Source organism: Cupriavidus sp. IK-TO18, from assembly GCF_015549295.1.
GTDB classification, from domain to species: domain Bacteria; phylum Pseudomonadota; class Gammaproteobacteria; order Burkholderiales; family Burkholderiaceae; genus Cupriavidus; species Cupriavidus oxalaticus_A.
Genome location: NZ_JADGMP010000012.1, coordinates 86,574 through 113,070, shown reverse-complemented (window position 1 = coordinate 113,070; position 26,497 = coordinate 86,574). Strand labels below are relative to the sequence as shown.

General features: G+C 69.5%; 27 protein-coding genes. 24 read left to right on the top strand and 3 right to left on the bottom strand.

Annotated features, from left to right (window positions below):
* Positions 1-20: 20 nt before the first annotated feature.
* The 3 genes from IPF36_RS10535 to IPF36_RS10525 are packed head-to-tail and all read left to right on the top strand — an operon-like array spanning position 21 to position 3,169.
* Positions 21-1,064, top strand: coding sequence for a ferredoxin--NADP reductase (locus tag IPF36_RS10535; protein WP_135703601.1), 1,044 nt, complete (start codon positions 21-23; stop codon positions 1,062-1,064).
* Between the two features lies 1 nt (position 1,065).
* Positions 1,066-2,706, top strand: a complete 1,641-nt coding sequence (locus IPF36_RS10530; RefSeq protein ID WP_195427943.1) for a FadD3 family acyl-CoA ligase — start codon at positions 1,066-1,068, stop codon at positions 2,704-2,706.
* 16 nt (positions 2,707-2,722) lie between these two features.
* Positions 2,723-3,169: a nuclear transport factor 2 family protein gene (locus IPF36_RS10525; protein ID WP_195427942.1), complete on the top strand. Its 447-nt coding sequence runs from the start codon at positions 2,723-2,725 to the stop codon at positions 3,167-3,169.
* Positions 3,170-3,246: 77 nt separating this feature from the next.
* Here the strand turns inward: IPF36_RS10525 and IPF36_RS10520 are convergent, their stop codons facing one another.
* The gene (locus tag IPF36_RS10520; protein ID WP_195427941.1) at positions 3,247-4,113 is read right to left on the bottom strand and encodes an SDR family NAD(P)-dependent oxidoreductase; all 867 of its coding nucleotides are present in this window, start codon (positions 4,111-4,113) and stop codon (positions 3,247-3,249) included.
* A 232-nt stretch (positions 4,114-4,345) separates the two neighbouring features.
* On the opposite strand from IPF36_RS10520, the gene IPF36_RS10515 reads away from it, so the two are divergent.
* The 3 genes from IPF36_RS10515 to IPF36_RS10505 are packed head-to-tail and all read left to right on the top strand — an operon-like array spanning position 4,346 to position 6,403.
* Complete coding sequence (locus IPF36_RS10515) at positions 4,346-4,765, top strand: nuclear transport factor 2 family protein (protein ID WP_135703605.1); 420 nt, start codon at positions 4,346-4,348, stop codon at positions 4,763-4,765.
* Positions 4,762-5,619, top strand: coding sequence for an SDR family NAD(P)-dependent oxidoreductase (locus tag IPF36_RS10510; RefSeq protein ID WP_195427940.1), 858 nt, complete (start codon positions 4,762-4,764; stop codon positions 5,617-5,619). Before IPF36_RS10515 ends, IPF36_RS10510 begins: the two co-directional genes overlap by 4 nt.
* A 25-nt stretch (positions 5,620-5,644) precedes the next feature.
* Positions 5,645-6,403, top strand: a complete 759-nt coding sequence (locus IPF36_RS10505) for an SDR family oxidoreductase (protein ID WP_133094840.1) — start codon at positions 5,645-5,647, stop codon at positions 6,401-6,403.
* Between the two features lie 42 nt (positions 6,404-6,445).
* On the opposite strand, the gene IPF36_RS10500 is transcribed toward IPF36_RS10505, so the two are convergent.
* The gene (locus IPF36_RS10500) at positions 6,446-7,345 is read right to left on the bottom strand and encodes an NAD(P)-dependent oxidoreductase (protein ID WP_135703607.1); all 900 of its coding nucleotides are present in this window, start codon (positions 7,343-7,345) and stop codon (positions 6,446-6,448) included.
* A 56-nt stretch (positions 7,346-7,401) separates the two neighbouring features.
* The gene (locus tag IPF36_RS10495; protein ID WP_195427939.1) at positions 7,402-8,232 is read right to left on the bottom strand and encodes an SDR family NAD(P)-dependent oxidoreductase; all 831 of its coding nucleotides are present in this window, start codon (positions 8,230-8,232) and stop codon (positions 7,402-7,404) included.
* Positions 8,233-8,443: 211 nt separating this feature from the next.
* Here IPF36_RS10495 and IPF36_RS10490 point away from each other — a divergent pair, with 211 nt between their 5' ends.
* From IPF36_RS10490 to IPF36_RS10405, 18 genes are all read left to right on the top strand, one after another.
* Complete coding sequence (locus IPF36_RS10490) at positions 8,444-9,631, top strand: helix-turn-helix transcriptional regulator (RefSeq protein ID WP_133094843.1); 1,188 nt, start codon at positions 8,444-8,446, stop codon at positions 9,629-9,631.
* A gap of 205 nt (positions 9,632-9,836) precedes the next feature.
* Positions 9,837-10,553 (top strand): EthD domain-containing protein, encoded by a 717-nt coding sequence (locus IPF36_RS10485; RefSeq protein WP_135703609.1) that lies wholly within the window; start codon positions 9,837-9,839, stop codon positions 10,551-10,553.
* Positions 10,554-10,658: 105 nt separating this feature from the next.
* Positions 10,659-11,555: a VOC family protein gene (locus tag IPF36_RS10480; RefSeq protein WP_195427938.1), complete on the top strand. Its 897-nt coding sequence runs from the start codon at positions 10,659-10,661 to the stop codon at positions 11,553-11,555.
* A gap of 5 nt (positions 11,556-11,560) precedes the next feature.
* The gene (locus IPF36_RS10475; protein WP_195427937.1) at positions 11,561-12,454 is read left to right on the top strand and encodes a CoA transferase subunit A; all 894 of its coding nucleotides are present in this window, start codon (positions 11,561-11,563) and stop codon (positions 12,452-12,454) included.
* 35 nt (positions 12,455-12,489) lie between these two features.
* On the top strand, positions 12,490-13,290 hold the full coding sequence (locus IPF36_RS10470) for a CoA-transferase subunit beta (RefSeq protein WP_135703612.1): 801 nt from the start codon (positions 12,490-12,492) through the stop codon (positions 13,288-13,290).
* Positions 13,291-13,297: 7 nt separating this feature from the next.
* Entirely contained in the window at positions 13,298-14,188 is an 891-nt protein-coding gene (locus IPF36_RS10465; protein ID WP_195427936.1) for an enoyl-CoA hydratase, read from the top strand.
* An 8-nt stretch (positions 14,189-14,196) separates the two neighbouring features.
* Positions 14,197-15,279: a nitronate monooxygenase family protein gene (locus tag IPF36_RS10460; protein ID WP_195427996.1), complete on the top strand. Its 1,083-nt coding sequence runs from the start codon at positions 14,197-14,199 to the stop codon at positions 15,277-15,279.
* 19 nt (positions 15,280-15,298) lie between these two features.
* Positions 15,299-16,090, top strand: coding sequence for an enoyl-CoA hydratase family protein (locus IPF36_RS10455; RefSeq protein WP_135703614.1), 792 nt, complete (start codon positions 15,299-15,301; stop codon positions 16,088-16,090).
* Entirely contained in the window at positions 16,080-17,255 is a 1,176-nt protein-coding gene (locus IPF36_RS10450) for an acyl-CoA dehydrogenase family protein (RefSeq protein ID WP_135703615.1), read from the top strand. The genes IPF36_RS10455 and IPF36_RS10450 overlap by 11 nt, the downstream gene beginning before the upstream one ends.
* Positions 17,256-17,275: 20 nt before the next feature.
* The gene (locus tag IPF36_RS10445; RefSeq protein WP_135703616.1) at positions 17,276-18,355 is read left to right on the top strand and encodes an acyl-CoA dehydrogenase family protein; all 1,080 of its coding nucleotides are present in this window, start codon (positions 17,276-17,278) and stop codon (positions 18,353-18,355) included.
* A 29-nt stretch (positions 18,356-18,384) separates the two neighbouring features.
* Positions 18,385-19,536: an acetyl-CoA C-acetyltransferase gene (locus tag IPF36_RS10440; protein WP_195427995.1), complete on the top strand. Its 1,152-nt coding sequence runs from the start codon at positions 18,385-18,387 to the stop codon at positions 19,534-19,536.
* Positions 19,537-19,546: 10 nt separating this feature from the next.
* On the top strand, positions 19,547-20,422 hold the full coding sequence (locus IPF36_RS10435; RefSeq protein WP_195427935.1) for an SDR family oxidoreductase: 876 nt from the start codon (positions 19,547-19,549) through the stop codon (positions 20,420-20,422).
* Between the two features lie 11 nt (positions 20,423-20,433).
* On the top strand, positions 20,434-21,594 hold the full coding sequence (locus IPF36_RS10430) for an acyl-CoA dehydrogenase family protein (RefSeq protein WP_195427934.1): 1,161 nt from the start codon (positions 20,434-20,436) through the stop codon (positions 21,592-21,594).
* On the top strand, positions 21,591-22,793 hold the full coding sequence (locus tag IPF36_RS10425) for an acyl-CoA dehydrogenase family protein (RefSeq protein WP_195427933.1): 1,203 nt from the start codon (positions 21,591-21,593) through the stop codon (positions 22,791-22,793). Before IPF36_RS10430 ends, IPF36_RS10425 begins: the two co-directional genes overlap by 4 nt.
* Positions 22,790-23,593, top strand: a complete 804-nt coding sequence (locus IPF36_RS10420; RefSeq protein ID WP_195427932.1) for an SDR family oxidoreductase — start codon at positions 22,790-22,792, stop codon at positions 23,591-23,593. Before IPF36_RS10425 ends, IPF36_RS10420 begins: the two co-directional genes overlap by 4 nt.
* A gap of 165 nt (positions 23,594-23,758) precedes the next feature.
* On the top strand, positions 23,759-24,214 hold the full coding sequence (locus IPF36_RS10415; protein WP_135703621.1) for a MaoC family dehydratase: 456 nt from the start codon (positions 23,759-23,761) through the stop codon (positions 24,212-24,214).
* Positions 24,215-24,228: 14 nt separating this feature from the next.
* Positions 24,229-25,431 (top strand): acetyl-CoA C-acyltransferase, encoded by a 1,203-nt coding sequence (locus IPF36_RS10410; protein WP_135703622.1) that lies wholly within the window; start codon positions 24,229-24,231, stop codon positions 25,429-25,431.
* 84 nt (positions 25,432-25,515) lie between these two features.
* Positions 25,516-26,487: a YCF48-related protein gene (locus IPF36_RS10405; protein WP_195427931.1), complete on the top strand. Its 972-nt coding sequence runs from the start codon at positions 25,516-25,518 to the stop codon at positions 26,485-26,487.
* Positions 26,488-26,497: the final 10 nt, after the last annotated feature.

Genomic DNA, 26,497 nt, shown 5'->3' with positions numbered 1-26,497 from the left:
CCCGGCGAGAGAAGGAAATCATGGCGCCAGTGCAATTCCATCGGCTGCAGATCGCCGAAGTCATCACGGAAACGGAGCAGGCGCATTCGCTGGTCTTCGCGCTGCCTGACGGCTTGCGCGACGCCTTTGCCTACCGTCCCGGCCAGTTCCTGACGCTGCGCGTGGCCGTCGACGGCGTGCCGCTGCAGCGCTGCTATTCGCTGTCGAGCACACCCGAGGTCGACCACGCCTTGCGCGTGACGATCAAGCGGGTGCAAAGCGGGCGCGTCTCCAACTGGATCTGCGACCACCTCGGCGCGGGCGATACGGTCGAGGTGATGCCGCCGGCCGGCGTCTTCACCCCGCCCACGCTGCATGGCGATTTCCTGCTGCTGGCCGGCGGCAGCGGCATCACGCCGGTGCTGTCGATCGCGAAGGCCGCACTGCGCCAGGGGCGCGGCGCGGTGACGCTGGTCTATGCCAACCGCGACGAGCGCTCCGTCATCTTCCGCGAGGCGCTCGGCGAGCTGGCGAACAGCCACCCCGGCCGGCTGCGCGTGATCCACTGGCTGGACAGCGTGCAGGGGCCGCCGACGCAGCGCCAGGTCGAGGAACTGGTGCGGCCGTGGAGCCTGGCCGAGTGCTTTGTCTGCGGGCCTGGTCCATTCATGGACGCGGCGCAGGCGGCGCTGCAGCAGCTTGGCGTGCCGCGCGGCAAGCTGCATGTGGAGCGCTTCGTGTCCCTGCCGGATGTGGCAGCGGCCAAGACACCGGCGGCGCCTGTCCCGAACGAGCCCGCCGCCATGCGCGGCGCGGCGCTGACCGTGCAGCTCGACGGCGCAGCCCACCAGCTCAATGTCGCGCCCGACGAGACGGTGCTGGATGCGCTGCAGCGCGCCGGCGTCGCCGCCCCCAGTTCCTGCCGTGCGGGCCTGTGCGGCGCCTGCATGTGCCAGGTGACGCAGGGCGACGTGACGCTCGGCGAAAACCACGTGCTCGATCGCGCCGACCTCGACGCGGGCTGGACGCTGGCCTGCCAGGCGCGCCCCGCGAGCGACGAACTCCACCTGAAGTTCCCGGATTGACATGACCCCATCTGACACCATCGACGACATTGCGGTGCTGGCCGGCCAGGACGCCCAGGAAGCCGCCGCCAACGAGGATATCGCTGCCACCATTCCCGAGCTGGTGCGGCGCGCGGCGCTGCGCCACGGCGAGCGTATCGCCATCCAGGAGGACGGGCTGCGCCTGAGCTACGCCGCGCTGGATGCCTGCCGGACCGAAGCGGGCCGCGCGCTGATGGCGCTCGGCGTGCAGCCGGGCGACCGCGTTGCGGTTTGGGCGCCGAACTTCTCGGAATGGATCATCGCGGCGCTGGCCACGCACAGCGTGGGTGCCGCGCTGGTGCCGCTCAATACGCGCATGAAGGGCGCCGAAGCGGGCGCCGTGCTGGCCGACAGCGGCGCGCGGCTGCTGGTCTGCGTCGACGACTTCCTCGGCGAAAGCTATCCGCAGATGCTGGCGCCGCATCGTCCCGCCACGCTGGAGCGGCTGGTGATCCTGCGGCCGGGGCAGGGCAGGGCGCTGGGCGACGGCGAGCTGGCGTGGGATGGCTTCCTTGCACAGGCGCAGCAGGTGGACATGGCGGCGTTCGCGCAGCGCGAGGCCGGCGTGCGCGGCGACACGCCGATGGACATCATGTTCACCTCGGGCACCACCGGGCGGCCCAAGGGCGTGATGACCGCGCACGCACAGAACCTGCGCGCCATCGACGGCTGGGCGGCGATCACGGGCGTGCGCGCCGGGGACCGCTACCTGATCGTCAATCCCTTCTTCCACACCTTCGGCTACAAGGCGGGATGGCTTGCCGCCTTGTCGCGCGGGGCCACGGTGCTGCCGCACCTGGTGTTCGATGCCGAAGCCGTGATGACGCGCGTGGAGAACGAGCGCATTACGGTGCTGCCGGGGCCGCCGACGCTCTACCAGACGCTGCTCAACGCGCCGCGGCTGCGCGAGTTCGACCTGTCATCGCTGCGGGTTGCGGTGACCGGCGCCTCGGCGATCGCGCCGGTGCTGATCGAACGCATGCGCGAGGAACTGGGCTTTGACACCGTGATCACCGGCTATGGCCTGACCGAATCGTGCGGCTTTGCCACGCTGACCCGCGCCGGCGACGATGCCGAAACGGTGGCCGGCACCTCCGGCCGCGCCATGCCGGGGATCGAGCTGCGCTGCGTCGACGCGCAGGGGCGGCCGGTCGCGACCGGCGAGCCGGGCGAGGTGCTGGTGCGCGGCTACAACGTGATGCAGGGCTACTTTGGCTTGCCGGAGGCGACCGCCGAAGCCATCGACGCCGACGGCTGGCTGCATACCGGCGATGTCGGCACGCTCGATGCGCGGGGCTACCTGCGCATTACCGACCGCATCAAGGACATGTTCATCGTCGGCGGCTTCAACTGCTATCCGGCGGAGGTGGAGAAGCTGCTGACGGCCCACCCGGCGGTGGCCCAGGTCGCGGTGGTGGGCATGCCGCATGAGCGGCTGGGCGAAGTGGGGCGCGCCTACGTGGTGCTGCGCCATGGCGCACGCCTGGATGCCGAGACCCTGATCGTCTGGGCGCGCAGGCACATGGCCAACTACAAGGTGCCGCGCGAGGTGCTGTTCGTCACATCGCTGCCGGTGAGCGCGGCGGGCAAGGTGCTGAAGTATCAGCTGCGTGAAGCCTGATCAACGGAGATTGAATATGACCGAGATTGCCGGCATTGCCGACCGCCTTTCACGGCTGGAAGCCGCGGATGCGATCCGGGCGCTTAAGCTGCGCTACCTGCGGGCGTGCGATGACAAGGATCCGGAAGCCATGCGGGCCTGCTTCGTGCCGGAAAACGCGCATATCCACTATGACCGCATTGGCAGCTTTGCCGGGCGTGATGCGCTGGTGCAGTGTTTTGCGGAGCTGGCTTGCCGGCCTACGCTGCGGGAGATGCATTTTGCCGGGCAGTCGGAGATCCGGGTGCTGGATGAGGCGTCGGCGCAGGGTAGCTGGGATCTGGCGTATCTGGCGCTGGATGACGTCAACGGTTCGCGCACGTTCCTGACCGGGCGCTATGCGGATGAGTATGTGCGGATCGATGGGGTGTGGTTGATCCGGTCGACGGAGTTTGCGACGGCGTTGCTGTCGCAGGGCAGCTAAAACCTCGCTTGTTTGCTCCCCTCTCCCACTGCGCGGGAGAGGGGAGCGTATGCGTGGGGCGTTGGCTAGCCCAGGCCCTACTCCACGATCGCAGGATGCACCGCCGGCGGACCGCCCAGCACCTCCCGGTACGAAGGCGGCTGCACCCCCTGCGCATCGACAATCCCATACCCCAGCGCGGCCTCCGCCGCGATCAGCACCTGGCCGGATTTCTCCATCAGCCCGGGATCGCGATACAGCGCCGCAATGACTTTCCCGGTGAATTCAGGGGTCTCCGCCACGGTGGCGAACGATGCGTACTTGTCGGGATGCTGTTCCCACACGCGCTGCGTGCGCGCGGTGCGCAACGGCCCCATCCACACCGAGACCGCCGCCACGCCGTGCGGGCGCAAGTCGACCGCCATGTCATGGGCAAACTTGTCGATGCCGGCCTTCTGCGCCCCATACGCCGGGCCATGCATATAGCAGTTGGCGCCAAACGACGACGTGAACACGATCAGCCCCCGCCCGCGCGCCGCCATCATCGGCGCCGCATGCCAGCTGGCCACGTAGCCCGAGCGCAGGCCAACGTCGAGAATCCCGGTCATCTCCAGCGGCTTCTGCCAGAAGGGGCCGGGCATGATGAGTTCGTCATGCAGGAAGGTGGCGTTGTTGACGAGGATATCGATCCGCCCGATCTCCTCGCGCACGCGCGCGAACAGCTGCGCCACCTGCGCATCGTCGCGATGATCGCAGGCGACCGCGATGCCGCGACCGCCCAGCGCATCGATCTCGCGCGCCGTGGCGTGGATGGTGCCGGGCAGCGGCGCGCTGCCTTCCTGCTCCGTACGCCCGGTCACGTACACCGTGGCACCGGCAGCGCCGAGCGCCAGCGCAATGCCCTTGCCGGCACCACGAGAGCCGCCCGTGACGACCGCGACGATGGGCTGTTCCGTCTGCTTCATTTCTGTCTCCTGTATCAGTGATATGCGGGCGCCGTTGGGGCCGCCCGTCCTCGTCGAAAGCTTGGGGCGGGCGAGGCACCGCTACATCCTTCGTTCGGACTAAACGGCATCCGTACCGGTTACTACACGCGGACGATGGCCGGCTGCGCGGCAGGGTTGACGATAGTCGCCATCCCAACGACCGGTCGCGCATCCTGCCCCGGCCGGTCACAACCAAGGAGTGAGCCTGGCCATGTCCGATCTGGAGCACAAGCAAGCCATTCACGCGCTGACCTGCCGCTATGCGCAGGCGGTGGACCGGCGCGATTTCCCGCGCCTGGCGGATCTGTTCACCCCGGATGCGCGGCTCACCGGGCCAGGCTTCTGCATGGACGGACCGCAAGCGATTGCCGAGGGCATGTCGGCACTCGGCAAGTACAGCGCCACGCAGCACCACATGCACCAGCAATTGGTTGAGCTCGATGGCGATGCCGCCACCGGCGAAACCTATTGCGTCGCCAACCACTTGTATGAGCAGGACGGCATGCAGCGCAAGCTGGACTGGGGCATCCGTTACCAGGACCGCTTCGAGCGATGGCAGGGCCGGTGGCGCATCGCAGCGCGCGAGCTGGTGGTCGACTGGACGCAGGACCTGCCGCTGCGGGGGGCATGATGACGACGAATCGTGTACTGGAAGGGAAGACCGCCCTCGTTACCGGCGGCGCGGGCGGCATCGGTGCGGCCAGCGCGCTGGCGCTGCTGCGCGACGGCGCGGCGGTAGTGCTGATGGGGCGGCGCCGCGAAGCGCTGGAAGCAGCACGGCGCGACCTGCTTGCGCAAGTGGCCGGCGCCGCGGTTGAAATCAACGTCGGCGACGCATGCCGCGAGGCGGATGTGCAGGCCGCGCTGCGGCAGGCCTGGGAGATGGAACGCCGCCTCGATATCGTCGTGGCGACGGTCGGCGGCGGCGGCTTCCGTCCCATGCTGATGCATGACACCGCGTCACTGATGGCGGAGCTGGAGCTGAATATCGCCAGCGCCTTCCTGGCGATCCGTCACGCCTCGCCGCTGATGGCGCCGCATGGCGGCGCGATCGTCTGCATTTCGTCGAACGCGGCGCGCATGACCTGCCGCTGGCTGTCGGCGTACTGCGCCGCCAAGGCGGGCCTGGAAGCCTTCGTGCGCGCGGCGGCCGAGGAACTGGCCGGCTGCGGCATCCGCGTCAATGCGGTGCGCCCGGGCCTGACCCGGTCCGGCGCGACCGGGCCGATGTTCGACAACCCCGCCATGCTCGACAAGTTCGTCGCGCAGATGCCGCTCGGCCGCGCCGGCGAACCGGACGACATTGCCAGCGCGGTGCGCTACCTGGCTGGGCCGGAATCGGGCTGGGTCACCGGCCAGAGCATTGCCGTCGATGGCGGCAGCGAGTTGCGCGGCAATCCCATCCTCGACGAAACCGTGGCGGCGGTGTACGGCGAAGCCGCGCTGCACGCGGTGCTGGCCGGCAGGATTCCCGACGCCGCGTGAAGCGGACCACACAAGGAGAGAGAAGATGGATCAGGTCAAGGGCAAGGTCGCGCTGGTCACCGGCGCGGCCAGTGGGGTAGGGCGCGCCGACGCGCTGCTGCTGGCTGCGCAAGGCGCGCGCGTGGTGCTCAGCGACGTCAATGAGGAAGCCGGGCAGGCGCTCGCCCGCGAGATCGGCGATGCGGCATTGTTTATACGCCACGACATCGCCAGCGAAGACGACTGGCGCAAGGCCGTGGCCGCGGCACAGGACCGCTTCGGGCGGCTCGATGTGCTGGTCAACAATGCGGCCATCTGCCCGCCGGGATCGATCGAGGAAACCTCGCTCGACTGCTGGCGGCAGGTCATGCGCGTCAATGCCGACGGGTATTTCCTCGGCTGCAAGTTCGGCGTGCAGGCGATGAAAGGCAATCCGGCCGGCGGCTCCATCATCGTGATGTCGTCCGTGGCAGCGCTGGGCGGCTTGCCGATGATGTGCGCGTACAGCGGCGCGAAAGGCGCCGTGACAGCGCTGGCGCGCAGCGTGGCCGTGCACTGCAAGCGCAACGGCTATCGCATCCGCTGCAACTCGATCCACCCCGACGGCATCTGGACACCGATGACGCAGGCGCTGGTGCCGGATCTTGACCCGGTGGCGCTGGGCATCGGCACGGACCCGATGGCACGCATGTGCCAGCCGGAGGATGTGGCCAACCTGGTGCTGTTCCTGGCTTCGGACGCATCGCGCTTCATCAATGGCGCGGAACTGCGCATCGACAACGCGCAACTGATCTCGGGGCTGTAAGACCCGCCGCGGCGGCCTGCGCGGGCCGCCGCGGTGCCGCCTTTAGCTGTACTGCGCCACGATTTCGCTCACCGTGCGCAGGATGTCGCGGCGGCGATAGCCGAGCAGGACAGTCTCGGCCGCGTCCGGCTCGTAGTAGAGCGTGTTGCCCCGGCCGAAGCAGATCGCCGAGTCAGGCAGCAACGGGTGCTCCTGGTCGATGACCGGCGGTACCGGGCGGCCGGCATCGCGGAAGAATGCGCCGAAGTATTCCTGGAAGGTCAGGTTCTCGTCGCCCACGAGGTAGGCCTTGCCATTCTCGCCGCGCAGCAAGGCACCTTCGATCGCTTCGGACAGCGACATGGCCGAGATGAAGTTGACGCCGCCCGGCGGCGCGAAGTCCGGCATCGGCGCAAAGCCGCCCCTGGCGTAGTCGGTATAGGCCTTGAACATCGGAACAGTCAGGCCCGGCACCGTGCCCACGACGAACGGGGCATTGACGCTGCTGACGCGGAAGGCAGCCGTCGCCAGTGCGCGCACGCCTGCGTCGGCCAGCTTGCGCGAGCGGATATAGGCGTTGTCTTCGGCCAGTTGCGGTGCCGCCTGCGGATAGAAGCTGCCGACGTGCACCGCGACCCGGATGCCGGCATCGCGCGCGGCGCGGAAAAAACGCGGCACGCCTTCGACGTTGGCGCGTTCCCAGTGTGCCGCTTCGTCGCCGCCAGGCGGGACGTGGCGCACATCGTTGCCGGCGGCGAAAACCAGCGCATCGAAGGCACCGAGCTGCGCCGCAGGCAGGTCGTTGGCGATGTAGTCGCAGCGCAGGAAGTCCAGCCCGCCCAGCGGCGTGCCGGGGGCGGGTCGGTTGCGGCCCGCGATGGTGACTTCGTGCCCGCGGCTGCGCAGGTGCAGGGCCGCGTGGCCCCCGATCATGCCGGCGCCGCCGACGATCAGTATCTTCATGCTTGTCTCCTTGGTTGGATGGTGTGGCCGGGTGGTGTGGCTGCGTGGCGCCGCCATCAGAGGTTCATGCCGTTGCCGCCGATGACCGGCATGTTGGTCCACGCGCCCTGCGGATCGCGGTACCAGCCGGCGGCGGCCAGCGCGCCGCCGTTGACATGCAGCGCCGTGCCGGTGATCCAGGCGGCGCGCGGGCTGCCCAGGAACAGGATGCCGTCGGCGATGTCCTGCGGCGTGCCGAAGCGGCCCAGCGGGATCCAGCGCGGGATATGGTGCTGGTGCTCCGCGGCGACCATCTGCGATACGGGGACCTGCGGCGTTTCGGTGGTTTCGGGGGCGATCAGGTTGACGCGGATGCCCGCGGGCGCCAGCTCCAGCGCCAGGCTCTGCGTGAAGCCGGTGATGGCGGCCTTGAAGGCGCCGTAGACGCTGCAGTACGGAATGCCGCGGAAGGCCTCGATCGACGACACGCTGACGATGCTGCCGGCTTCACTGCGCCGCAGCAGCGGCAGCATGGCGCGCGTGACGGTGAAGACGTGGCCGAGGTTGGCCGCGTAGAGGCTGGCAATCTCGGCGTCGTCATAGTGCTCGAACGGCTTGGCGATGCGCAGGAAGTCGCCGACGTTGTTGACCAGCACGTCGAGCCGCCCGAACCGCTGTTCGAGCTGCGCGGCCAGTTCGCGTACGGTGCCGGCGTCGGCGGCGTCTCCCTGTACCACCAGCACATCGGCGCCGGCCTTGCCCAGCAGCGTGTGGGCATGGTCGGCGCGCTGCGCGTCGATCTCGATGATCGCCACGCGCGCGCCCTGGTCCAGAAAGGCTTGCGCGGTAGCGAGCCCGATGCCGGCGCCGCCGCCGGTGACCAGCACGGTCTTGTCGGTGAAATCCATCTCGGTTGCTCTCCTTCGGTTGCACTGCGGGAATGCGCGCATTTGATCCGCGCCTGGCGGGACGAACATCGTCCGATTGCAGGTCAGGGAAAACACCGAGGGCTGCGCATTGGCGGGCAACGGGCGGGCAGCATCCCTATAATCTGCGCTGCCTCCAGGTGCCGCAGAGCGCCGGCAGGCACACACGTGGTGTGGAAACAGGAGACAAGGTATGTTGATGGCGACCGTTGAGGCGCAGGAAATGGCGTCGCCTTTGCTTGCGCAGTCAGGTCTGAGCGTCACGCAGTTCGGCGCGCTGCTGGCCGCGGTCTATGAAGGGCCGATGGAACCCGTGCCCTGGGGCCGCGCGCTCGAAATGCTGCGCAAGCAACTCGATGCCAGCTATGTGAGCTTTATCCTGCGCTCGCCCGCCAGCGACCGCAGCGGCCTGGCGGTGCATGCGTCGGCGCACGGCACCTCGCTGGAGGCAGAGGCTTCCTACAACAGCTACTACTACGCGATCGATCCGTTCATCAACCTGCCCACCGACCGCGCGGTGACGGTCGACGAGGCGCTGGGCGCGGGCAACTGGTGCCGCAGCGAGATCTACCGCCAGTTCCTGCAGCCGCTAGGCATCCGCTACCTGCTGGGCGCGGACATTCGTACCGAGGACGGTGTCGAGTGCCGCCTGCGCATCTGCCGGCAGGACGACACGCAGGATTTCTCCGAAGTGGACAAGGCGGCCTGTGGCGCCATCCTGCCGCACCTGAAGCGCGCGATCCGGCTGCATTCCCGGCTGGACGTGGTCGAATCCGAGCGCTCGCTCTATGCGGGGGCGATCGACCGCATGCTGGTGGGCATGGTGATCCTCGACGCCTCCGGCACGATCCTCAAGAAGAATCCCGAGGCCGACGAGATCCTGGCGGAGAACGACGGCATCCGCCTCAACGGGAACATCTTCGAGATTGCCTACGCCCAGGAGAGCCGCAAGTTCCAGTACCTGCTGCGCCGCGCGCAGATGGGACACCACGGCAGCGCGCCGGCACTGGCCGAAGCCATGTCCATCACCCGCCCGTCCGGGCGCGGCAAGCTCGGCGTGCTGATCCGCACCATCCCGCTCAGCGAATGGTCCGAAGAAAACCGGCACCGGCCAGCGTGCGCGGTCTTTATCCGCGATCCCGAGCGCAAGTCGCGCGCCTCGCACGAGGTGGTGCGCAAGCTGTTCGACCTCACCCCCGCCGAAACGGCGCTGGCACTGGTGCTTGCCGACGGCATGACCCTTGACGAAGCCGCGGAGGCATTGGGTACCAGCAAGAACACGGTACGCGCCCACCTGCGCGCGATCTTCTCCAAGACCGGGGTCACGCGGCAGGCCACGCTGGTGCGCATGCTGCTGAGCAGTGTCGTGACGCTCGGCTGAGCGCCAGCGTGTCGTCCTCCCTCTAGTCCGACTGGAGGATGATCGCCGCCATCCACGCGCCTAGCATGCACAGGACCAGCGGGCGCGGCAGCCGGATGGCACGTCATGCGGACGCAGCGAGGCATGGGTTCCGCAATCAATCCGGTTCCGCGCACGCTTCAACCTGTCCGGCCACGGCCGGCAACTTTACCAGGGAGCGTGGAGCATGGAAAAAGTCATCTATATCGTCTGGCGCGATCCGCGGAACGAGCCGGCGGAGTTCGCGCGCCGGTTGCGCACGACGCTGGCCGACAAGCTGCTGGCGCTGGGCGCGCGCGGATTGCAGGTCAACGTGGCGGATGACGCCGTGCTGCCTGCAGCGGGCCTGCGGCAGACGAACACCCGGCCGCAAATGGAAGGGCTGGTCTCGCTCTGGATCGACAGCGCCGTCGACCGCCTGCGCCAGCCGTTCGACCAGGCGGTCGAGGCCGCGGTCGGCCGCATGGCAGCGTACCTCGTCACGGAGTCCCAGCCGATCCGCAATACGCGTTTCCCCGTCGCGACGGGGGAGCGCACCCCCGGCTTCGCGCAACTGGCCTTCCTGACGCGCCCGCCGCGGCTCACGCCGCAGGCGTGGCTGGATACCTGGCACAACCATCACACCCAGGTGGCGGTCGAGACCCAGGATAACTTCCTGTACGTGCAGAACGTGGTGGTGCGGCCGCTCAGCTACGCCGCGCCACCTTGCGACGCGATCGTCGAGGAATGCTTCCCCGACGCGGCAATGACCGACCCGCAGGCGTTCTTCGACGCCGTCGGCGATGAAGAGAAGTTCCAGCGCAACCTGCAGGCCATGATGGCCAGCTGCCAGCGCTTCATCGACTTCGACAGGATCGACGTGGTCCCCACCAGCCAGTACGTCGTCCGCCCCGCCAGCGCCTGAATCCGGCCCCGGATCGGCTAGTCCCACTGGACGATGTGCCGGGTGGCCGCGCACGGAAGAATAGGTCTCATCAGCCAGCAGTGGCAACGAACAGAGGAGACCGGCATGTTGGATATCCGTGCGCTTGGCTACATCGTGGTCGAGTCCACCGACCTGGAGCAGTGGCGGCACTATGCCGGGCAGGTGCTGGGCATGGCCTGCTCCGGCGCCCCGGGCGGCGCGCTGTACGTGAAGATGGATGAGCGCGACTACCGCTACCTGGTGGTGCGGGGCGCGCGAGACCGCTATCTCGCATCGGGTTGGGAACTGGCCGACGAGCTGGCCTATCGCCATGCGCTCGACACGCTGCGGCATGCCGACGTCGAAGTCGTGCACGCCAGCCCCGCGGAGCTGGCACAACGCCGCGTGCAGGCCATGGCGTGGTTCACCGATCCGTCGGGCAACCGCCACGAGATTTCATGGGGCATGCGCTCGGACTTCCTGCGCTTTGTCTCGCCGGTCGGCGTGCCGCGCTTCATCACCGACCCGATGGGCGCCGGCCATACCGTGCTGCCCGCGCCGGCCTTCGACCAGACCTACGCCTTCCTGCGCGACGTGATGGGCTTCGGCCTGTCCGACATCTACCGCGTGCGCTTCAGCAGCGATCCCGATGAGCCGGAGAAGCGCATCCACTTCCTGCACTGCGCCAACGGCCGCCACCACAGCCTGGCGATCTTCGAGATGCCGTCGGAAGCCGGCTGCATCCACGTGATGGCCGAAGTGCCCGACATGGCCGAGGTGGGGCGCGCGCTCGACCGCGTGCACCAGCACGGCGTGAAGCTGTCCGCCACGCTGGGCCAGCACTGCAACGACCGCATGACTTCCTTCTACATGAAGACGCCGGGCGGCTTCGACCTCGAATACGGGCACGGCGGACTGGTGGTGGACTGGGGCCACCACGCCGCCTACGAAGCCACGCGCGTCAGCCTGTGGGGACACGACTTCAGCATCGGATACCGCTAGACACCATGACCAAGACAATCGACAAGACCATGAGCGCGGCCGACGTGGTCGGCCAGCTCGCCGATGGCATGACCATCGGCATCGGCGGCTGGGGCCCGCGCCGCAAACCGATGGCGCTGGTGCGCGAGATCCTGCGCTCGCCGCTGAAGGACCTGACCCTGGTCGCCTATGGCGGCCCCGAGGTCGGCATGCTGTGCGCGGCCGGCAAGGTGCGCCGGCTCGTGTTCGGCTTTGTCTCGCTCGACGTGATCCCGCTCGAGCCATATTTCCGCCAGGCGCGCGAGCGTGGCGCGCTGGAAGTGACCGAGCTTGACGAAGGCATGTTGCAGCTCGGCCTGCGCGCGGCGGCGGCGCGGCTGCCGTTCCTGCCGACGCGCGCATCGCTGGGCACCGACGTGCAGGCGAGGAATCCGCAGCTGAAGACCGTGCGCTCGCCCTATGCCGATGGCGAGGTGCTGCTGGCGATGCCGGCGATCGAACTCGACGCGGCGCTGCTGCATGTGAACGAGAGCGATGTGCTCGGCAACACCCGCATCGACGGCCCCGATCCGTTCTTCGATGAGTGGTTCGCCCGCGCCGCGCGGCGCTGCTATGTGAGCTGCGAAACGCTGCATCCGCGTCTTGAAGAGGAGGACCTGGCGCACGCCCGCAGCAACCCCTTCGAACGCTCGCTGGTAACAGGCGTGGTGCACGCGCCCGCCGGTGCTCATCCCACCTCGTGCGCACCCGCCTATGGCTGGGACCTGCCGGCGCTGAAGGCGTACTGTGCCAGCGCCGAGGCCGAGGATGACGGCTTCCGCGCGTACCGCGACGAGGTGGTGGGCGCCAGCGAAGCGGCCTACCTGGAGCGCATCGGCGGCCTCGGCCACGTGCACGACCTGCCGCTGCCCGTCCTTTGAACCGCCGTCTGAACCCGCCAACCCAAGGAGCGACCGTGAGCGCCACTTATGAATTCACCCGCGCCGAGCTGATGATCGCCGCCGCCGCCCGCGCCTGGCGCGACGACGGCGAGGTGCTGGCCACCGGCATCGGCACCGGCCCGCGCATCGCCGCCGGCCTGGCGCGGCTTGCGCACAACCCAGGGCTGCTGATGACCGACGGCGAGGCCTACCTGGTGGAGACGCCGGTGCCGCTGGGTCCGCGCGAGGCCGGCTACAAGGTCCGCGCCAGCGGCTGGATGGGCTATTCGCGCGTGTTCGACTGCCTGTGGGGCGGGCGCCGCCACGCGCTGGTGATGCCGACGCAGATCGACCGCTTCGGGCAGGCCAATATTTCCTGCCTGGGCGGCACCCATGCGCAGCCTAAGACGCAGCTGCTCGGCGCGCGCGGTTTCCCGGGCAACAGCATCCACCACGCAAACTCCTTCTTCGTGCCGGGGCACAGCACGCGCGCGTTTGTCGGCGGCGAAGTCGACATGGTCTGCAGCGCCGGCTACAACCCGGCGCGCCAGATCGAAGGCATGCGCAGTTTCGTCGACCTGCGCGTGATCGTCACCGACCTGTGCGTGATGGATTTCGGCGGGCCTGCCCATGCCATCCGCGTGCGCTCGCTGCACCCGGGCGTGAGCTTCGAGCAGGTGCAGGCGGCGACCGGCTTTGCGCTGGCAAACGCCCCCGGCGAAGCCTTGCCGGAAACGGCGCCACCAACGCCGGAAGAGCTGCGGCTGATGGCCCGGCTCGATCCGCACAACCTGCGCGCCACGATCGTGCGCGGCAACCCTTCCGGACGCGCGTGAAACTGACATGACATCGCCTGCCATCGAACCCATCAGCCTGGGCCCGAACGCCGAGGTGCTCTACCAGGTTACGGACGGCATCGCCACCGTGACCATGAACCGGCCGCAGTTCCACAACGCCCAGAACTCGAAGATGACGTATGCGCTGGACGAGGCCTACCGGCGCGCTTCCGCCGACGACGCGGTCAAGGTCATCGTGCTGCGCGGCGCCGGCAAGCACTTCTCCGCGGGGCACGACATCGGCACGCCGGGGCGCGACATCAACGAGTCGTTCGAGCGCGCCTCGCTCTGGTACGACCACGTCAACAAGCCCGGCGGCGAGTTCCTCTATGCGCGCGAGCAGGAGGTCTACCTGGGCATGTGCCGGCGCTGGCGCGAACTGCCCAAGCCGACCATTGCGATGGTGCACGGCGCCTGCATTGCCGGTGGCCTGATGCTGGCCTGGGTGTGCGACCTGATCGTGGCCTCGGACGATGCCTTCTTTGCCGATCCGGTGGTGCGCATGGGCATCCCGGGCGTGGAGTACTTCGCGCATGCCTACGAGCTGCACCCGCGCATCGCCAAGGAGTTCCTGTTCCTGGGCGAGCGCATGGGCGCGCAGCGCGCCGAGCGCATGGGCATGGTCAACCGCGTGGTGCCGCGGGATGCGCTGGAGGACACCGTCTACGGCATGGCCGCCAGGGTCGCGCAGATGCCGCGGCTGGGCCTGACGCTGACCAAGCAGGCGGTCAACCATGTGGAAGACCTGCAGGGCAAGCGTACGGCGATGGATGCGGTCTTTGCCTGGCACCACTTCGCGCATGCGCACAACGAGCTGGTCAGCGGCGACAAGCTCGGCGGCTATGACGCGCGCGCCATGGCGGCGTCGCAACGCAGCGGCGGCGAGGAGAAGGCATGAGCACCGGCATGAGCAACGCGAGCCTGCACACCGTGCTTTGCGACCTGCTGGGCTGCCGCTACCCCATCGTCCAGACCGCGATGGGCTGGGTGGCGGACGCAAAGCTGGTCGCCGCCAGCGGCAACGCCGGGGCCTTTGGCTTCCTGGCCGGCGCAACCATTCCGTCCGGCGAGGTCGAGCAGGAGATCCTGCGCGTCAAGGCGCTCAGCGACCGGCCCTTCGGCATCAACTTCCACATGTTCCAGCCGAACGCGGACGAAGTGATCGAAATGGCGATCCGCCACCGGCTGCGCGCGGTCAGCTACGGGCGCGGCCCTGACGCGAAGATGGTCGGTCGGCTCAAGGCGGCGGGGATCGTCTGCATGCCGACGGTCGGCGCCGGCAAGCATGCGGCCAAGGCCGTGGAGATGGGTGCGGACGTGGTCACCGTGCAGGGCGGCGAGGGTGGCGGCCATACCGGCGGCACGCCGACAACGCTGCTGCTGCCGCAGGTGCTGGACAGTGTCAGCGTGCCGGTGGTGGCCGCGGGCGGTTTCTTCGACGGCCGCGGGCTGGCCGCCGCGCTGGCCTATGGCGCGGCCGGCGTGGCCATGGGCACGCGCTTCCTGATGTCGGCCGAATCGCCGGTGCCGGCGCAGACGCTGGAGCGCTACGTCAAGGTGCGCGACCCGGGCCGGATCCGCGTGTCGCTGGCCATTGACGGGCTGCCGCAGCGGATGATCGACAACACGCTGCTGCTGGAACTGGAGAAAGCCGGCCCGTGGCGGCGCACCTGGCTGGCGCTGTCGGCCGCGCGCAAATGGCAGGCGCGCACCGGCATGCGCAGCGCACAGATGCTGGCGACTGCCTGGCGCGCGATGCGCGAGCAGGACTACAGCGCCGCGCAGACGCTGATGGCCGCCAACGCGCCGGTGCTGATCCAGCGCGCGATGGTGGAAGGGTGTCCGGATGAAGGCGTGTTGCCCAGCGGGCAGGCAGCGGCGGTGATCGGCGCGATCGAATCGTGCGAGCAGATCGTTTCCGGCATGGCCGCGCAGGCGCAGGCACGGCTCGAGGCGCTGGCAGGAGCCGGACTGGCTGCAGCGGCCTGACCTACAGACAGATGAGACCATGCAAATGAACCACAAGACCGGGCCGTTCCGCATCGACACCGCCGACGGCATCGCCGAACTGGTGATCGACCATCCGCCCGTCAACGCGCTCGACAACGCCGGCTGGCACGCGCTGGCGGCCGCCATTGATCGCCTGGGCGCGGACCCCGCCGTGCGCGTGATCGTACTGCGCGGCGAAGGGCGCGGCTTCTGCGCGGGCGTCGATATCAAGGAGCTGTCCGCACACCCCGAGCGCATCGTCGAGGTCAATGCCGGCAACTACGCCACCTTCCGCGCCGTGCACCGCAATCCCAAGCCGGTCATCGTGGCCGTGCACGGCTTTGTGCTCGGCGGCGGCATCGGCATCTGCGGCGCCGCCGACATCATCGTCGCGTCGGATTGCGCGCGCTTTGGCGTGCCCGAAATCGACCGCGGCGCCATGGGCGGCGGCGCGCACCTGCAGCGCATGTTCGGCGTGCAGAAGGTCAGGGCGATGTACTTCACCGGCGAGATGATCGATGCCGCCGAAGCGTACCGGCTCGGCGCGGTCGAGCGCGTGGTTTCGCGTGTCGAGCTGCGCGACGCGGGCATGACCCTGGCCCGCCAGATCGCCGCCAAGAGCCCTGCCATGCTGCAGCTCGCCAAGGAAGCGCTCAACGGCGTCGAAGACGGCAACCTGGAGGACAAGTACCGCTGGGAGCAGGGCTTCACGCTGCAGGCCTATATGAGTGCGGATTCCGGCGAGGCGCGCGCCGCGTTTGTCGAACGGCGCGAAGCCAGCTTTTCACAAGGGGCGCGCGATGCAGCTTGAATACACCGACGCCCAGCGCGCCTTCCGCGCCGAGGTGCGCGACTGGATGGCCGCGCACGTACCACGTTCGCCGCTGGCCAGCTTCGACACCGGGGAAGGCTTTGCCCAGCACCGCGCCTGGGAAGCCACCCTCAACCAGGGCCGCTGGAGCATGGTCACGTGGCCGGCCGAACTGGGCGGGCGCGGCTGCGACCTGATCGAGTGGCTGATCTTCGAGGAGGAGTACTGGCGTGCCGGCGCGCCGATGCGCGTCAACCAGAACGGCATCTTCCTGCTCGGTCCGACGTTGATGGAGTTCGGCACCGCGGCGCAGAAGGCGCGCTTCCTGCCGCGCATGGCCTCCGGCGAGCATATCTGGGCGCAGGGCTGGTCCGAGCCAAACGCCGGCTCCGACATGGCCGCGATCCGCTGCAGCGCGATCCGCGATGGCGATGACTATGTGATCAACGGCCAGAAGATCTGGTCGACGCGGGCGGTTTGGGCGGACTGGCTGTTCGGGCTGTTCCGCACCGACCCGGCCTCGACGCGCCACCACGGGCTGACCTTCGTGCTGGTGCCGCTCGATACGCCGGGCATCACCGTGCGCCCGATCCGCCAGCTCAACGGCCAGACCGGCTTTGCCGAGATCTTCTTCGACGACGTGCGCGTGCCGGTGGAGAACCGGCTGGCCGCGGAAGGCGCCGGCTGGCAGGTGGCCATGGCCACTGCCGGCTTCGAGCGCGGACTGATGCTGCGTTCGCCCGCCCGCTTCCAGGAGACCGCCCGCGCGCTGGTCAGGCTGTACCAGGCCAACCGCGATGCGGCTGACCGCGACCCCTCGCTGCGCGACGCGGTGCTGCGCGCATGGATGGATGCGGAGGCCTACACGCTCTCGACCTACGCCACCGCGAGCCGGCTGGTGCGGGGCGGCCCGAATGCTCATATCGGCGCGGAATCGAGCACGAACAAGGTGTTCTGGTCCGAGCTGGACATCCATATGCACGATACCGCGCTGGCCATCCTGGGGCAGGCCGCAGAAGTCGCGCCAGCGGGCCAGCCGCCGGGTTCTCTCGGCCACTGGCTGGATGGCTTCCTGTTCTCGCAGGCCGGGCCGATCTATGCCGGCACTAACGAGATCCAGCGCAACATCGTCGCCGAGCGCCTGCTTGGCATGCCGCGCGCATGACGGCACCCGGGGGAAACACCATGGATTTCGCATTGACCGAAGAGCAGGAACAGTTTGCCGAGGCGATCCGGCGCTTCCTGATGACCGAGATGACGCCCGAGCTGACGCGCGAGCTGTGGAGCACCGGGACCGGCCGCTCCGACGCGCTGTGGCGCCAGCTTGCCGACCAGGGACTGACCGCGCTGATGGTGCCGCAGGAGCAGGGCGGGCTGGGGCTGGGCGAGGTGGAATGGGCGCCGCTGGCGCAGGCATGCGGCTACTTCGCGCTGCCTGAGCCGCTGCTCGACACCGCGCTGGTGGCAACCGGCCTGCTGCGCGATGCACTGGCGCTCGGGCCACACCCGGCGCCCCACGCGGCGGCGCGCGAGCGCTGCGCCGCGCTGCTGGAGCGCATCGCCGGCGGCGATGCCCGCGTGGCGGTCGCGCATCCGCAGGAGCGGCTGGTGGCCGACGCCCATGTCGCCGACGCCATCCTGTGCGCGCATGAAGGCACGGTCCACCTGCTGCGGCCAGCCCAGGCCACGCTGACGGCGCGCAGCGGCCTCGATCCGTCGCGCCGGCTGTTCGAGCTGGCGTGGACGCCGGCCCCTGACACTGAGCTGATCCCCGCCGGCACTGGCCTGTGGGACATGGCACTGAACCGCGGCGCGCTCGGCGTGGCCGCGCAGCAGATGGGCCTGACGCAGCGCATGCTGGACCTGGCGATCGACTACAGCGCGCAGCGCAAGCAGTTCGGCAAGGCCATCGGCGCCTACCAGGCGGTCAAGCACCTGCTGGCCGACGTGGCGATCCAGCTCGAGTTCGCCAAGCCGGTGCTGCTGCGCGCCGCCGCGGCGCTGGCGCATGGCTTGCCGCACGCAGGAATGCATGTCTCGCATGCCCGCGTCGCGGCCGCGCGCTGCGCATGGACCGCGGCACGCCAGGCCATCCAGGTGCATGGCGCGATGGGCTACACCTGGGAGCTGGACCTGCAGATCTTCACCAAGCGTGCCTGGGCCCTGGCGGGAAGCTGGGGCGACCGCGCCTTCCACAAGGCGCGCCTGGGCGCGCACATCCTGGACGGCGAGCATGCCCTCGGCGCCGGCGCCACGTTTGCCTGAATTGCCCGATCCCAAGGAGAACCATGACCATGAAAGACGCCTATATCGTTGATGCCCTGCGCACGCCCACCGGGCGCCGCAAGGGCGGACTGTCGCACGTGCACGGCGCCGACCTGGGCGGCTTCGTGCTGGCCGAGCTGGTGCGCCGCAACGGCATTCCCGCGGAAGACTACGACGACGTTGTGTTCGGCTGTGTCGACACCATCGGCCCGCTGGCCGGCAATATCGCGCGCAGCGCGTGGCTGGCCGCCGGCCTGCCGCTGACGGTGCCGGGCGTGACCGTTGACCGCCAGTGCGGCTCGTCGCAGCAGGCCGTGCACTTTGCCGCGCAGGCGGTGATGAGCGGCACGCAGGACGTGGTGATCGCGGGCGGCGTGCAGACCATGACGCAGATCCCGATCTCGTCGGCCATGCTGGCCGGGCAGGCGCTGGGCTTTGCCGATCCGTTCTCGGGCAGCAAGGGCTGGCAGGCGCGCTTCGGCGATGCGCCGGTGTCGCAGTTCCATGCCGCGCAGCGCATTGCCGAGCACTGGAAGCTGTCGCGCGAGGCGATGGAAGCCTATGCGCTGCAAAGCCACCAGCGCGCCGCGGCCGCGATCGAGGGCGGCCGCTTTGCCCGCGAGATCGTGCCGTGCGAGGGCGTGAAGCATGACGAGACGCCGCGCCCCGATACCACGCTGGCCAGGATGGCCGCGCTGGAACCGCTGATGCCGGGCAGTGCGCTGACCGCCGCGGTGTCCAGCCAGACCGCCGACGCCGCCGCCGCGCTGCTGATCGTTTCCGAAGACGCGCTCAAGCGCTACCAGCTCAAGCCGCGGGCGCGCATCGCGCATATGAGCGTGATGGGCGACGACCCGCTGTGGATGCTGACGGCGCCGGTCCCCGCGACCAAGCGCGCGCTGGAGCGCAGCGGCTTGCGCCTGGCGGATATCGACGTGGTCGAGATCAACGAAGCCTTCGCCTCGGTGGCGATGGCCTGGCTGGCCGAGACCGGCTACGCGCCCGAGCGCACCAACCCCAACGGCGGCGCGATCGCGCTGGGCCACCCGCTGGGCGCCACCGGCGCGCGCCTGATGACCACGCTGCTGCACGAACTCGAACGCACCGGCGGCCGCTACGGCCTGCAGACCATGTGCGAGGGCGGCGGGCTGGCCAACGTCACCATCATCGAACGGCTGTAAGGAGACCGCCATGGGAATCTGCGACGGACGCACTGTCATCATCACCGGCGCCGGCGGCGGGCTGGGGCGCGCCTATGCACTGGCCTTCGGCGCCGAGGGCGCTAATGTGGTCGTCAACGACATCCGGCGCGAGGCGGCCGAGGCGGTCTGCGCGGAGATCCGCGCAGCCGGCGGCAGTGCGCTGGCCAGCGATGACGACATCACGCAGCTGGCCACCGCGCAGCGCATCGTCGATGCCGCGGTCGAGGCCTTCGGCGAGGTGCACGTGCTGGTCAACAACGCCGGCATCTGCCGCGACCGCATGTTCGTCAGCCTGACCGAGGCGGACTGGGACGACGTGATGCGTGTGCACCTGCGCGGCCACTTCTGCCTGGCCAACCTGCTGGCCAGGCGGTGGCGCGATGCGGCCAAGGCCGGCCGCGCCGTCGACGCGCGCATCATCAACACCAGCTCCGGCGCGGGCCTGCAGGGCTCGGTCGGACAGTCCAACTACGCCGCCGCCAAGGCCGGCATTGCCGCGCTGACGCTGGTGCAGGCCGCCGAGCTGGGCCGCTATGGCATCACCGCCAACGCGCTGGCGCCGGCCGCGCGCACCGACATGACCGAGCAGGTGTTCGCCGCCATGATGAAGGCGCCGGAAGGCGGCTTCGACTACTACGATCCGGCCAACGTTGCGCCGCTGGTGGTGTGGCTCGGCAGCGCGGACTCGGCGCAGGTCAACGGCCGCATGTTCGAGGCGGCCGGCGGCATGGTGTCGCTTGCCGATGGCTGGCGCACCGGGCCGAAAGCCGACAAGGGCGGGCGCTGGCAGCCGGCAGAAGTGGGCGCGGCGGTGGCCGGACTGCTGGCGCAGGCGCAGCCGCCGCAGGCGGTCTACGGCACCTGAGCGCGACGGCCATGGACTTCTCTCATTCCGTGGAATTTGGCGTCGAACACCAGATGGTCCGCGACAGCGCGCGCGACTACCTCGCCGTGCACAGCGATTCGGCGGCGGTGCGGCGCGCGACCGAGGCGGGTCCGGCGCACGATGACGCGCTGTGGCGCGCAATCGCGGGCGAGCTTGGCTGGTGCGGCATCGCGTTGCCCGAAGCGGTGGGCGGCGCCGGCCTGGGCGCTCCCGGGCTGGTGCTGCTGCAGGAGCAACTGGGACAGCGCCTGGCTTGCGTGCCGTTCTGGTCGACGGCGTGCGTGGCGGCGCCGTGGCTGCAGGGCAGCGTCGGCCACAGCGCGCAGTGGCTGGAACGATTGGCTGCTGGCGAGTGCCGCGCCGCGGCAGTGCTGCCGGACGATGGCGGCTGGCACTACGACGGTGTCGCGATCACCGCGCAGGCAGGCGCGGACGGCTTCGTGCTGCGCGGCAGCGCCGGCCAGGTGGCCGATGCCGCTGGCGCCGACTGGTTGCTGGTGCCGGCACGGCTCGATGACGGCTCGCCCGCGCTGTTCCTGCTGGAACCCGCTGCGCTGGCGCAGGATGTGCGTTTCGTGCTGGCGCCGCTGGACACGCTCGACCGCACGCGGCCGCTGGCATCGCTGCGGCTGGACGGCCTGTCCGTTGCGCCAGGTCCCTGCCTGGTACGCGGGAACGACGCGGCGCAGGGCCTGGCCCGGGCCTGGTGGCACGGCAAGCTGATGCTGGCGGCGGAGCAGCTCGGCGCGGCCCAGCAGTGCCTGGACCTGACCGTCGCCTATGCGTCGGAGCGCATCCAGTTCGGCCGCGCCATCGCTTCGTTCCAGGCGGTCAAGCACCGCTGCGCGCAGATGATGGTGCTGGTCGAGGCCGCGCGCTCGGCGGTGTATGGCGCGGCGCAGGCGTGGGAATCGGAGCCTGCCGACCAGGCCCGCCTCGACATCGCCGCCGCTTCCGTCGCGGCCGACGATGCCCTGCGCTTCTGTGCGCAGGAGGCCATCCAGCTGCATGGCGGCGTTGGCTTTACCTGGGAATATGACCCCCAGCTCTATTTCAAGCGCGCACAGGCTGCCGGCCACTGGCTGGGCGGCGCCCGGGCAGCGCTCGCATATCTCGCAGACCATGGCCCGCAAGCCTGGAGGACAGCATGAGCGCGCATGAAGAGCAGGCATTCCGCGCCGAGGTGGCGCAGTGGATGGTCGCCAACCTGGCCGGCGAGTTCGCCTGCCTGAAGCACCGCGGCGGCCCCGGCGACGAAGAGGCCTTCCCCGAACTGCGCAAGGCGTGGGAACGGCGCCTGGCCGAGGGCGGCTGGACCGGGCTGGGCTGGCCGCGCGCGCATGGCGGGCGCGAGCTGCCGGTGATGCAGCAGGTGATCTTCCACGAGGAATACGCGCGCGCCGGCGGCCCGGGCCGCATGGGTCATATCGGCGAAGGGCTGATTGGCCCGACCCTGATCGCCTTCGGCACCGCGGACCAGAAGGCGCGCCTGCTGCCCGGCATCCGCAACGGCACCACATTCTGGTGCCAGGGCTATTCAGAGCCCGGCGCGGGCTCGGACCTGGCCAATGTGCGCACGCGCGCGGTCCGCGATGCCGCCAGCGGCGACTGGCTGGTCAGCGGCCAGAAGGTGTGGACCTCGCTCGCGCACGATTCGGACTGGATTTTCGTGCTGGCGCGCTGCGAGCCCGGCTCGCGCGGCAGCAAGGGGCTGGTGTTCCTGATGCTGCCGCTGGACCAGCCCGGCATCGAGATCCGCCCGATCCGGCAGATGGGCGGCGGCGCCGAATTCAACGAGGTGTTCTTCGACGGTGCGCGCGCCGCGGCTGCCGACGTACTGGGCGAGCCTGGCGACGGCTGGCGCATCGCCATGGCGCTGCTCGGCTTCGAGCGCGGCATCTCCACGCTCGGCCAGCAGATGCAGTTCACGCATGAGCTGGAATGGGTGGCGCAGGCCGCGCGCGACAACGGCAGCAGCCGCGACGCGCTGGTGCGCCAGCGCATCGCGCGCGCCTGGGCCGGCCTGCGCGTGATGCGCGCCAATGCGCTGCGCATGCTGGCCGGTGCGGCGCAGGCCGGGCAGGACGGCGGCACTGCCTTGCAGCGGGAGGCGCTGATCTACAAGTACTACTGGTCCAACTGGCACCGCGACCTTGGCCAGCTCGCGCTGGACGTGCTGGGCCCGCTCGCCAACGTGCTCGACCCCGGTGACACGCGCCGCACCCGGCTGCAGCAGATGGCGCTGTTCTCGCGCGCCGACACCATCTACGCCGGCACCAACGAAATCCAGCTCAACATCATCGCCGAACGCGGGCTGGGCATGCCGCGCGAGGCCCGAGGACAGTCATGACCCTGAACACCGAAGCTCCCGCAGTCCCGGCCTATGTGCCCGGCCACCAACTGCTCGCCGGCAAGAGCGTTCTGATTACCGCCGCGGCCGGCGCCGGCATCGGCTTTGCCGCCGCGCGCCGCTGTGCGGAGGAGGGCTGCCGCGCGCTAATGATTTCCGATATCCATCCGAAGCGGCTGGACGAGGCGGTCGAAAGCCTGCGCGCGGAAACCGGCCTGCAAGCCATTCACGGCCAGGTGTGCGATGTGTCCGACGAAGCGCAGGTACGCGCACTCGTGGCCGCTGCCGAGGAAGCGCTCGGCGGTACAGACGTGCTGATCAACAACGCCGGCCTGGGCGGCTCGCGCCGCCTAGTTGATATGGACGATGCCGAGTGGTCGCGCGTGATCGATATTTCCCTCACCGGCACCTTCCGCATGACGCGCGCGATGCTGCCGCATATGCAGGCGCGCCGGCGCGGCGCCATCGTCAACAACGCGTCGGTGCTCGGCTGGCGCGCGCAGAAGGAGCAGTCGCACTATGCCGCGGCCAAGGCCGGGGTGATGGCGCTGACGCGCTGCAGCGCGATGGAGGCCGCGGAATTTGGTGTGCGCATCAATGCCGTGGCGCCGAGCATCGCGCTGCACGACTTCCTGAAGAAGTCGGCGCCGGCGGACCTGCTGCGGCAACTCAGCGAACGCGAGGCGTTCGGGCGTGCGGCGGAGGTGTGGGAGGTGGCCAATGTGATGGTGTTTCTGGCTAGTGACTATGCGTCGTACATGACGGGGGAAGTGTTGCCGGTGAGCAGCCAGCGGGCCTGAAAGGCTGAAAGTTGGTGCCGGCGGTATGCGAAAGCGTTGGGGCTAGCCACCACCCCTCGCAGGCGCTCCCCTCTCCAGCGCGCGGGAGAGGGGAGCAAACCAGACGGGAGTGATGGACTCGTCGGCAAGTCAGGCCGCCATGGTGAAGAAACACAGGAAACAGCAATGCCAAGAATCTTCCGTTCAGCCGAAGACATCCACGCCGCCGTCGGCCAACCCCTCGGCGAAAGCGCCTGGACGCGCATCACCCAGGACCAGGTCACCCAGTTCGCCCACGCCACCGGCGACCACCAGTGGCTCCACGTCGACCCCGAACGCGCCGCGCAAGGTCCCTACGGCGCCTGCATCGCCCACGGCTACCTGACGCTAGCGCTGGTCAACCAGTTCCTGCCCGAGCTGGTCACCGTCGAAGGCATGAAGTTCGGCGTCAACTACGGCTGCGACAAGGTGCGCTTCCCGGCCCCGGTGAGGGTGGGCGCCCGCGTGCGCGGCGTGGGTGAGTTGATACGAGCCGAGCCGTTGCAGGGCGGCGTGCAGTCGGTGGTGCGCATGACGGTGGAGATTGAAGGCGAAGCCAAGCCCGCCTGCGTGGCCGAGACGATCAGCCGCTACTACTTCTGAAACAGGAATCCAGCATGAATGAAGCAGTCATTGTCGCCGTCGCGCGCACCCCCATCGGCAAGGCGTTCCGTGGCGCCTTCAACGATACCGAAGCCCCGGTGCTGGGCGGCCACGTGGTGCGCGCGGTGGTCGAGCGCGCCGGCGTGGACCCGGCCGAGGTGGACGACGTGCTGATCGGCGCGGCCGCGCAGCAGGGCACGCAGGGCTACAACCTGGGCCGCCTGTGCGCGGTCGCGGCCGGCATGCCGGACAGCGTGCCCGGCATGACCATGGACCGCATGTGCGGCTCGGGCCTGATGACGATCGCCGCGGGCGCCCGTGCGATCCAGTGCGGCGAGGCCGGCATCATCGTCGCCGGCGGCGCGGAGTCGATCTCGCTGACGCAGAACAAGCATAAGAACGGCTACCGCGCCCAGTCCGAAGCGGTGGTGGCGCGCCAGCCGGCCGCCTACATGGCGATGATCGAGACCGCCGAGGTGGTGGCGCGCCGCTACGGCATCAGTCGCGCCGAGCAGGATGCCTACGCCTGGCGCAGCCAGCAGCGCACCGCCGAGGCGCAGCGGCGCGGCGCCTTCGACGACGAGATCGTGCCGCTGGCAACGCGCCGCGCGCTGTTCGACAAGGCCGGCGCACTGGCCGGGCACGAGACCGTAACGCTGGCGCAGGACGAATGCAACCGGCCCGATACCACGGCTGCAAGCCTGGCTGCGCTCAAGCCGGTCTGGAGCGGCGGGCAGGCGGTGGCCGAGGGCGAGCACATCACCGCCGGCAATGCCTCGCAACTGTCTGACGGCGCCGCCGCGGTGCTGCTGATGAGCGCGGACGAGGCGCGCCGCCGCGGCCTGCGCCCGCTGGGCCGCTATCGCGGCATGGCGGTGGCGGGCTGTGCGCCGGACGAGATGGGCATCGGTCCGGTGTTTGCCGTGCCGAAGCTGCTCGCGCGCCATGGCATGACGGTGGCGGATGTGGGCCTGTGGGAGCTGAACGAGGCCTTTGCCTGCCAGGTGCTGTACTGCCAGCGGGAGCTGGGTATCCCGGATGCGCGGCTGAACGTGAATGGCGGCGCGATCTCGGTTGGGCATCCGTTCGGCATGTCGGGCGCGCGCATGACTGCGCATGCGCTGGTCGAAGGGCGTCGCCGCGGCGTGCAGCAGGCGGTGGTGACGATGTGCATTGGTGGCGGGATGGGTGCTGCGGCGCTGTTCGACGTCCTGTAGCAAACATTCAGCTTATGGAAGCAGCCCCGGCACGGACGGCCCGCCACGAGGCCACCTGCCACCGCTCCACTCGGAGGACACATCATGAAACGACTGATCGGCCTCGCCATGTCGCTGGCGGTGCTGGCCACCGCGGTCTGGGCCTTCGCGCCGCGCCCGCTGCCGCCGTTCCCGGCCACCGCACTGCGCGCCGACGGCCTGCAGATCAACGGCATCGCCCGCGCCGGCGAGCGCCTGGTGGCCGTGGGCGAGCGCGGCAAGATCCTGTTCAGCGATGACCGGGGCGGCGACTGGCGCGTGGCCGCCGTGGACAAGCCCCAGGGCGCCACGCTGACGCAGGTGGCCTTTGCCGACAGCCGCCATGGCATCGCCGTCGGCCACAGCGGCCTGATCCTGCGCACGGAAGATGGCGGCACGCACTGGCAGCAGGTCGCCTTCGACGCGAAATCGTCCGACCCCTTGCTGGGTGCCCTGGCGCAACGCAACGGGCCGTGGTTCGCTGTGGGCAGCTTCGGGCGGTTCCTGGTCTCGCGCGACCAGGGCAGGCATTGGGAAGAGGCCGCCCGCAATGCCAACTCAGCCATGCAGGACCGCCATCTCAACGCCATCGCCGGCGACGGGAACGGACGCCTGATGCTGGTCGGTGAAGCAGGGCTGGTGCTGCGCTCCACCGATGGCGGCAGCCGCTGGGAGCCAGTCAAGACCCCCTATGAAGGCTCGCTGTACGGCGTGCTGCCGCTGCGCGACGGCGCCTGGCTGGCCTTCGGCATGCGCGGCAATGCGCTGCGCAGCGACGACTTCGGCACCACCTGGCAGGCCGCGGAAACCGGCTTGCGGACCTCGTTCTTCGGCGGCGCCGAATTGCCCGACGGCCGCATCGTGCTGGCCGGGCAGGGCGGCACGCTGGTGATGTCCGCGGATGGCGGACGCCACTTCGCGCCGTTGCCGGCCGGCAGCCCGCAGACGCTGGCCGCGCTGGTGCCTGCCGGCACGGACAAGCTGGCGCTGGGCGGCAGCAGCGGCCTGGCCGGCGCGACGCTCGCCGCAAATCGCTGAACCCCCGGTT

What these genes read in the sequence shown, in the direction of transcription:
- IPF36_RS10535 (WP_135703601.1), top strand. Translation starts at nt 21, where the DNA reads ATGGCGCCAGTGCAATTCCATCGGCTGCAGATCGCCGAAGTCATCACG.
- IPF36_RS10480 (WP_195427938.1), top strand. Translation starts at nt 10,659, where the DNA reads ATGTTGGATATCCGTGCGCTTGGCTACATCGTGGTCGAGTCCACCGAC.
- IPF36_RS10505 (WP_133094840.1), top strand. Translation starts at nt 5,645, where the DNA reads ATGGATCAGGTCAAGGGCAAGGTCGCGCTGGTCACCGGCGCGGCCAGT.
- IPF36_RS10525 (WP_195427942.1), top strand. Translation starts at nt 2,723, where the DNA reads ATGACCGAGATTGCCGGCATTGCCGACCGCCTTTCACGGCTGGAAGCC.
- IPF36_RS10425 (WP_195427933.1), top strand. Translation starts at nt 21,591, where the DNA reads ATGAGCGCGCATGAAGAGCAGGCATTCCGCGCCGAGGTGGCGCAGTGG.
- IPF36_RS10515 (WP_135703605.1), top strand. Translation starts at nt 4,346, where the DNA reads ATGTCCGATCTGGAGCACAAGCAAGCCATTCACGCGCTGACCTGCCGC.
- IPF36_RS10475 (WP_195427937.1), top strand. Translation starts at nt 11,561, where the DNA reads ATGACCAAGACAATCGACAAGACCATGAGCGCGGCCGACGTGGTCGGC.
- IPF36_RS10420 (WP_195427932.1), top strand. Translation starts at nt 22,790, where the DNA reads ATGACCCTGAACACCGAAGCTCCCGCAGTCCCGGCCTATGTGCCCGGC.
- IPF36_RS10530 (WP_195427943.1), top strand. Translation starts at nt 1,066, where the DNA reads ATGACCCCATCTGACACCATCGACGACATTGCGGTGCTGGCCGGCCAG.
- IPF36_RS10460 (WP_195427996.1), top strand. Translation starts at nt 14,197, where the DNA reads ATGAGCAACGCGAGCCTGCACACCGTGCTTTGCGACCTGCTGGGCTGC.
- IPF36_RS10410 (WP_135703622.1), top strand. Translation starts at nt 24,229, where the DNA reads ATGAATGAAGCAGTCATTGTCGCCGTCGCGCGCACCCCCATCGGCAAG.
- IPF36_RS10415 (WP_135703621.1), top strand. Translation starts at nt 23,759, where the DNA reads ATGCCAAGAATCTTCCGTTCAGCCGAAGACATCCACGCCGCCGTCGGC.
- IPF36_RS10440 (WP_195427995.1), top strand. Translation starts at nt 18,385, where the DNA reads ATGAAAGACGCCTATATCGTTGATGCCCTGCGCACGCCCACCGGGCGC.
- IPF36_RS10485 (WP_135703609.1), top strand. Translation starts at nt 9,837, where the DNA reads ATGGAAAAAGTCATCTATATCGTCTGGCGCGATCCGCGGAACGAGCCG.
- IPF36_RS10510 (WP_195427940.1), top strand. Translation starts at nt 4,762, where the DNA reads ATGATGACGACGAATCGTGTACTGGAAGGGAAGACCGCCCTCGTTACC.
- IPF36_RS10465 (WP_195427936.1), top strand. Translation starts at nt 13,298, where the DNA reads ATGACATCGCCTGCCATCGAACCCATCAGCCTGGGCCCGAACGCCGAG.
- IPF36_RS10500 (WP_135703607.1), bottom strand. Translation starts at nt 7,345, where the DNA reads ATGAAGATACTGATCGTCGGCGGCGCCGGCATGATCGGGGGCCACGCG.
- IPF36_RS10405 (WP_195427931.1), top strand. Translation starts at nt 25,516, where the DNA reads ATGAAACGACTGATCGGCCTCGCCATGTCGCTGGCGGTGCTGGCCACC.
- IPF36_RS10450 (WP_135703615.1), top strand. Translation starts at nt 16,080, where the DNA reads ATGCAGCTTGAATACACCGACGCCCAGCGCGCCTTCCGCGCCGAGGTG.
- IPF36_RS10455 (WP_135703614.1), top strand. Translation starts at nt 15,299, where the DNA reads ATGCAAATGAACCACAAGACCGGGCCGTTCCGCATCGACACCGCCGAC.
- IPF36_RS10430 (WP_195427934.1), top strand. Translation starts at nt 20,434, where the DNA reads ATGGACTTCTCTCATTCCGTGGAATTTGGCGTCGAACACCAGATGGTC.
- IPF36_RS10445 (WP_135703616.1), top strand. Translation starts at nt 17,276, where the DNA reads ATGGATTTCGCATTGACCGAAGAGCAGGAACAGTTTGCCGAGGCGATC.
- IPF36_RS10435 (WP_195427935.1), top strand. Translation starts at nt 19,547, where the DNA reads ATGGGAATCTGCGACGGACGCACTGTCATCATCACCGGCGCCGGCGGC.
- IPF36_RS10520 (WP_195427941.1), bottom strand. Translation starts at nt 4,113, where the DNA reads ATGAAGCAGACGGAACAGCCCATCGTCGCGGTCGTCACGGGCGGCTCT.
- IPF36_RS10490 (WP_133094843.1), top strand. Translation starts at nt 8,444, where the DNA reads ATGTTGATGGCGACCGTTGAGGCGCAGGAAATGGCGTCGCCTTTGCTT.
- IPF36_RS10495 (WP_195427939.1), bottom strand. Translation starts at nt 8,232, where the DNA reads ATGGATTTCACCGACAAGACCGTGCTGGTCACCGGCGGCGGCGCCGGC.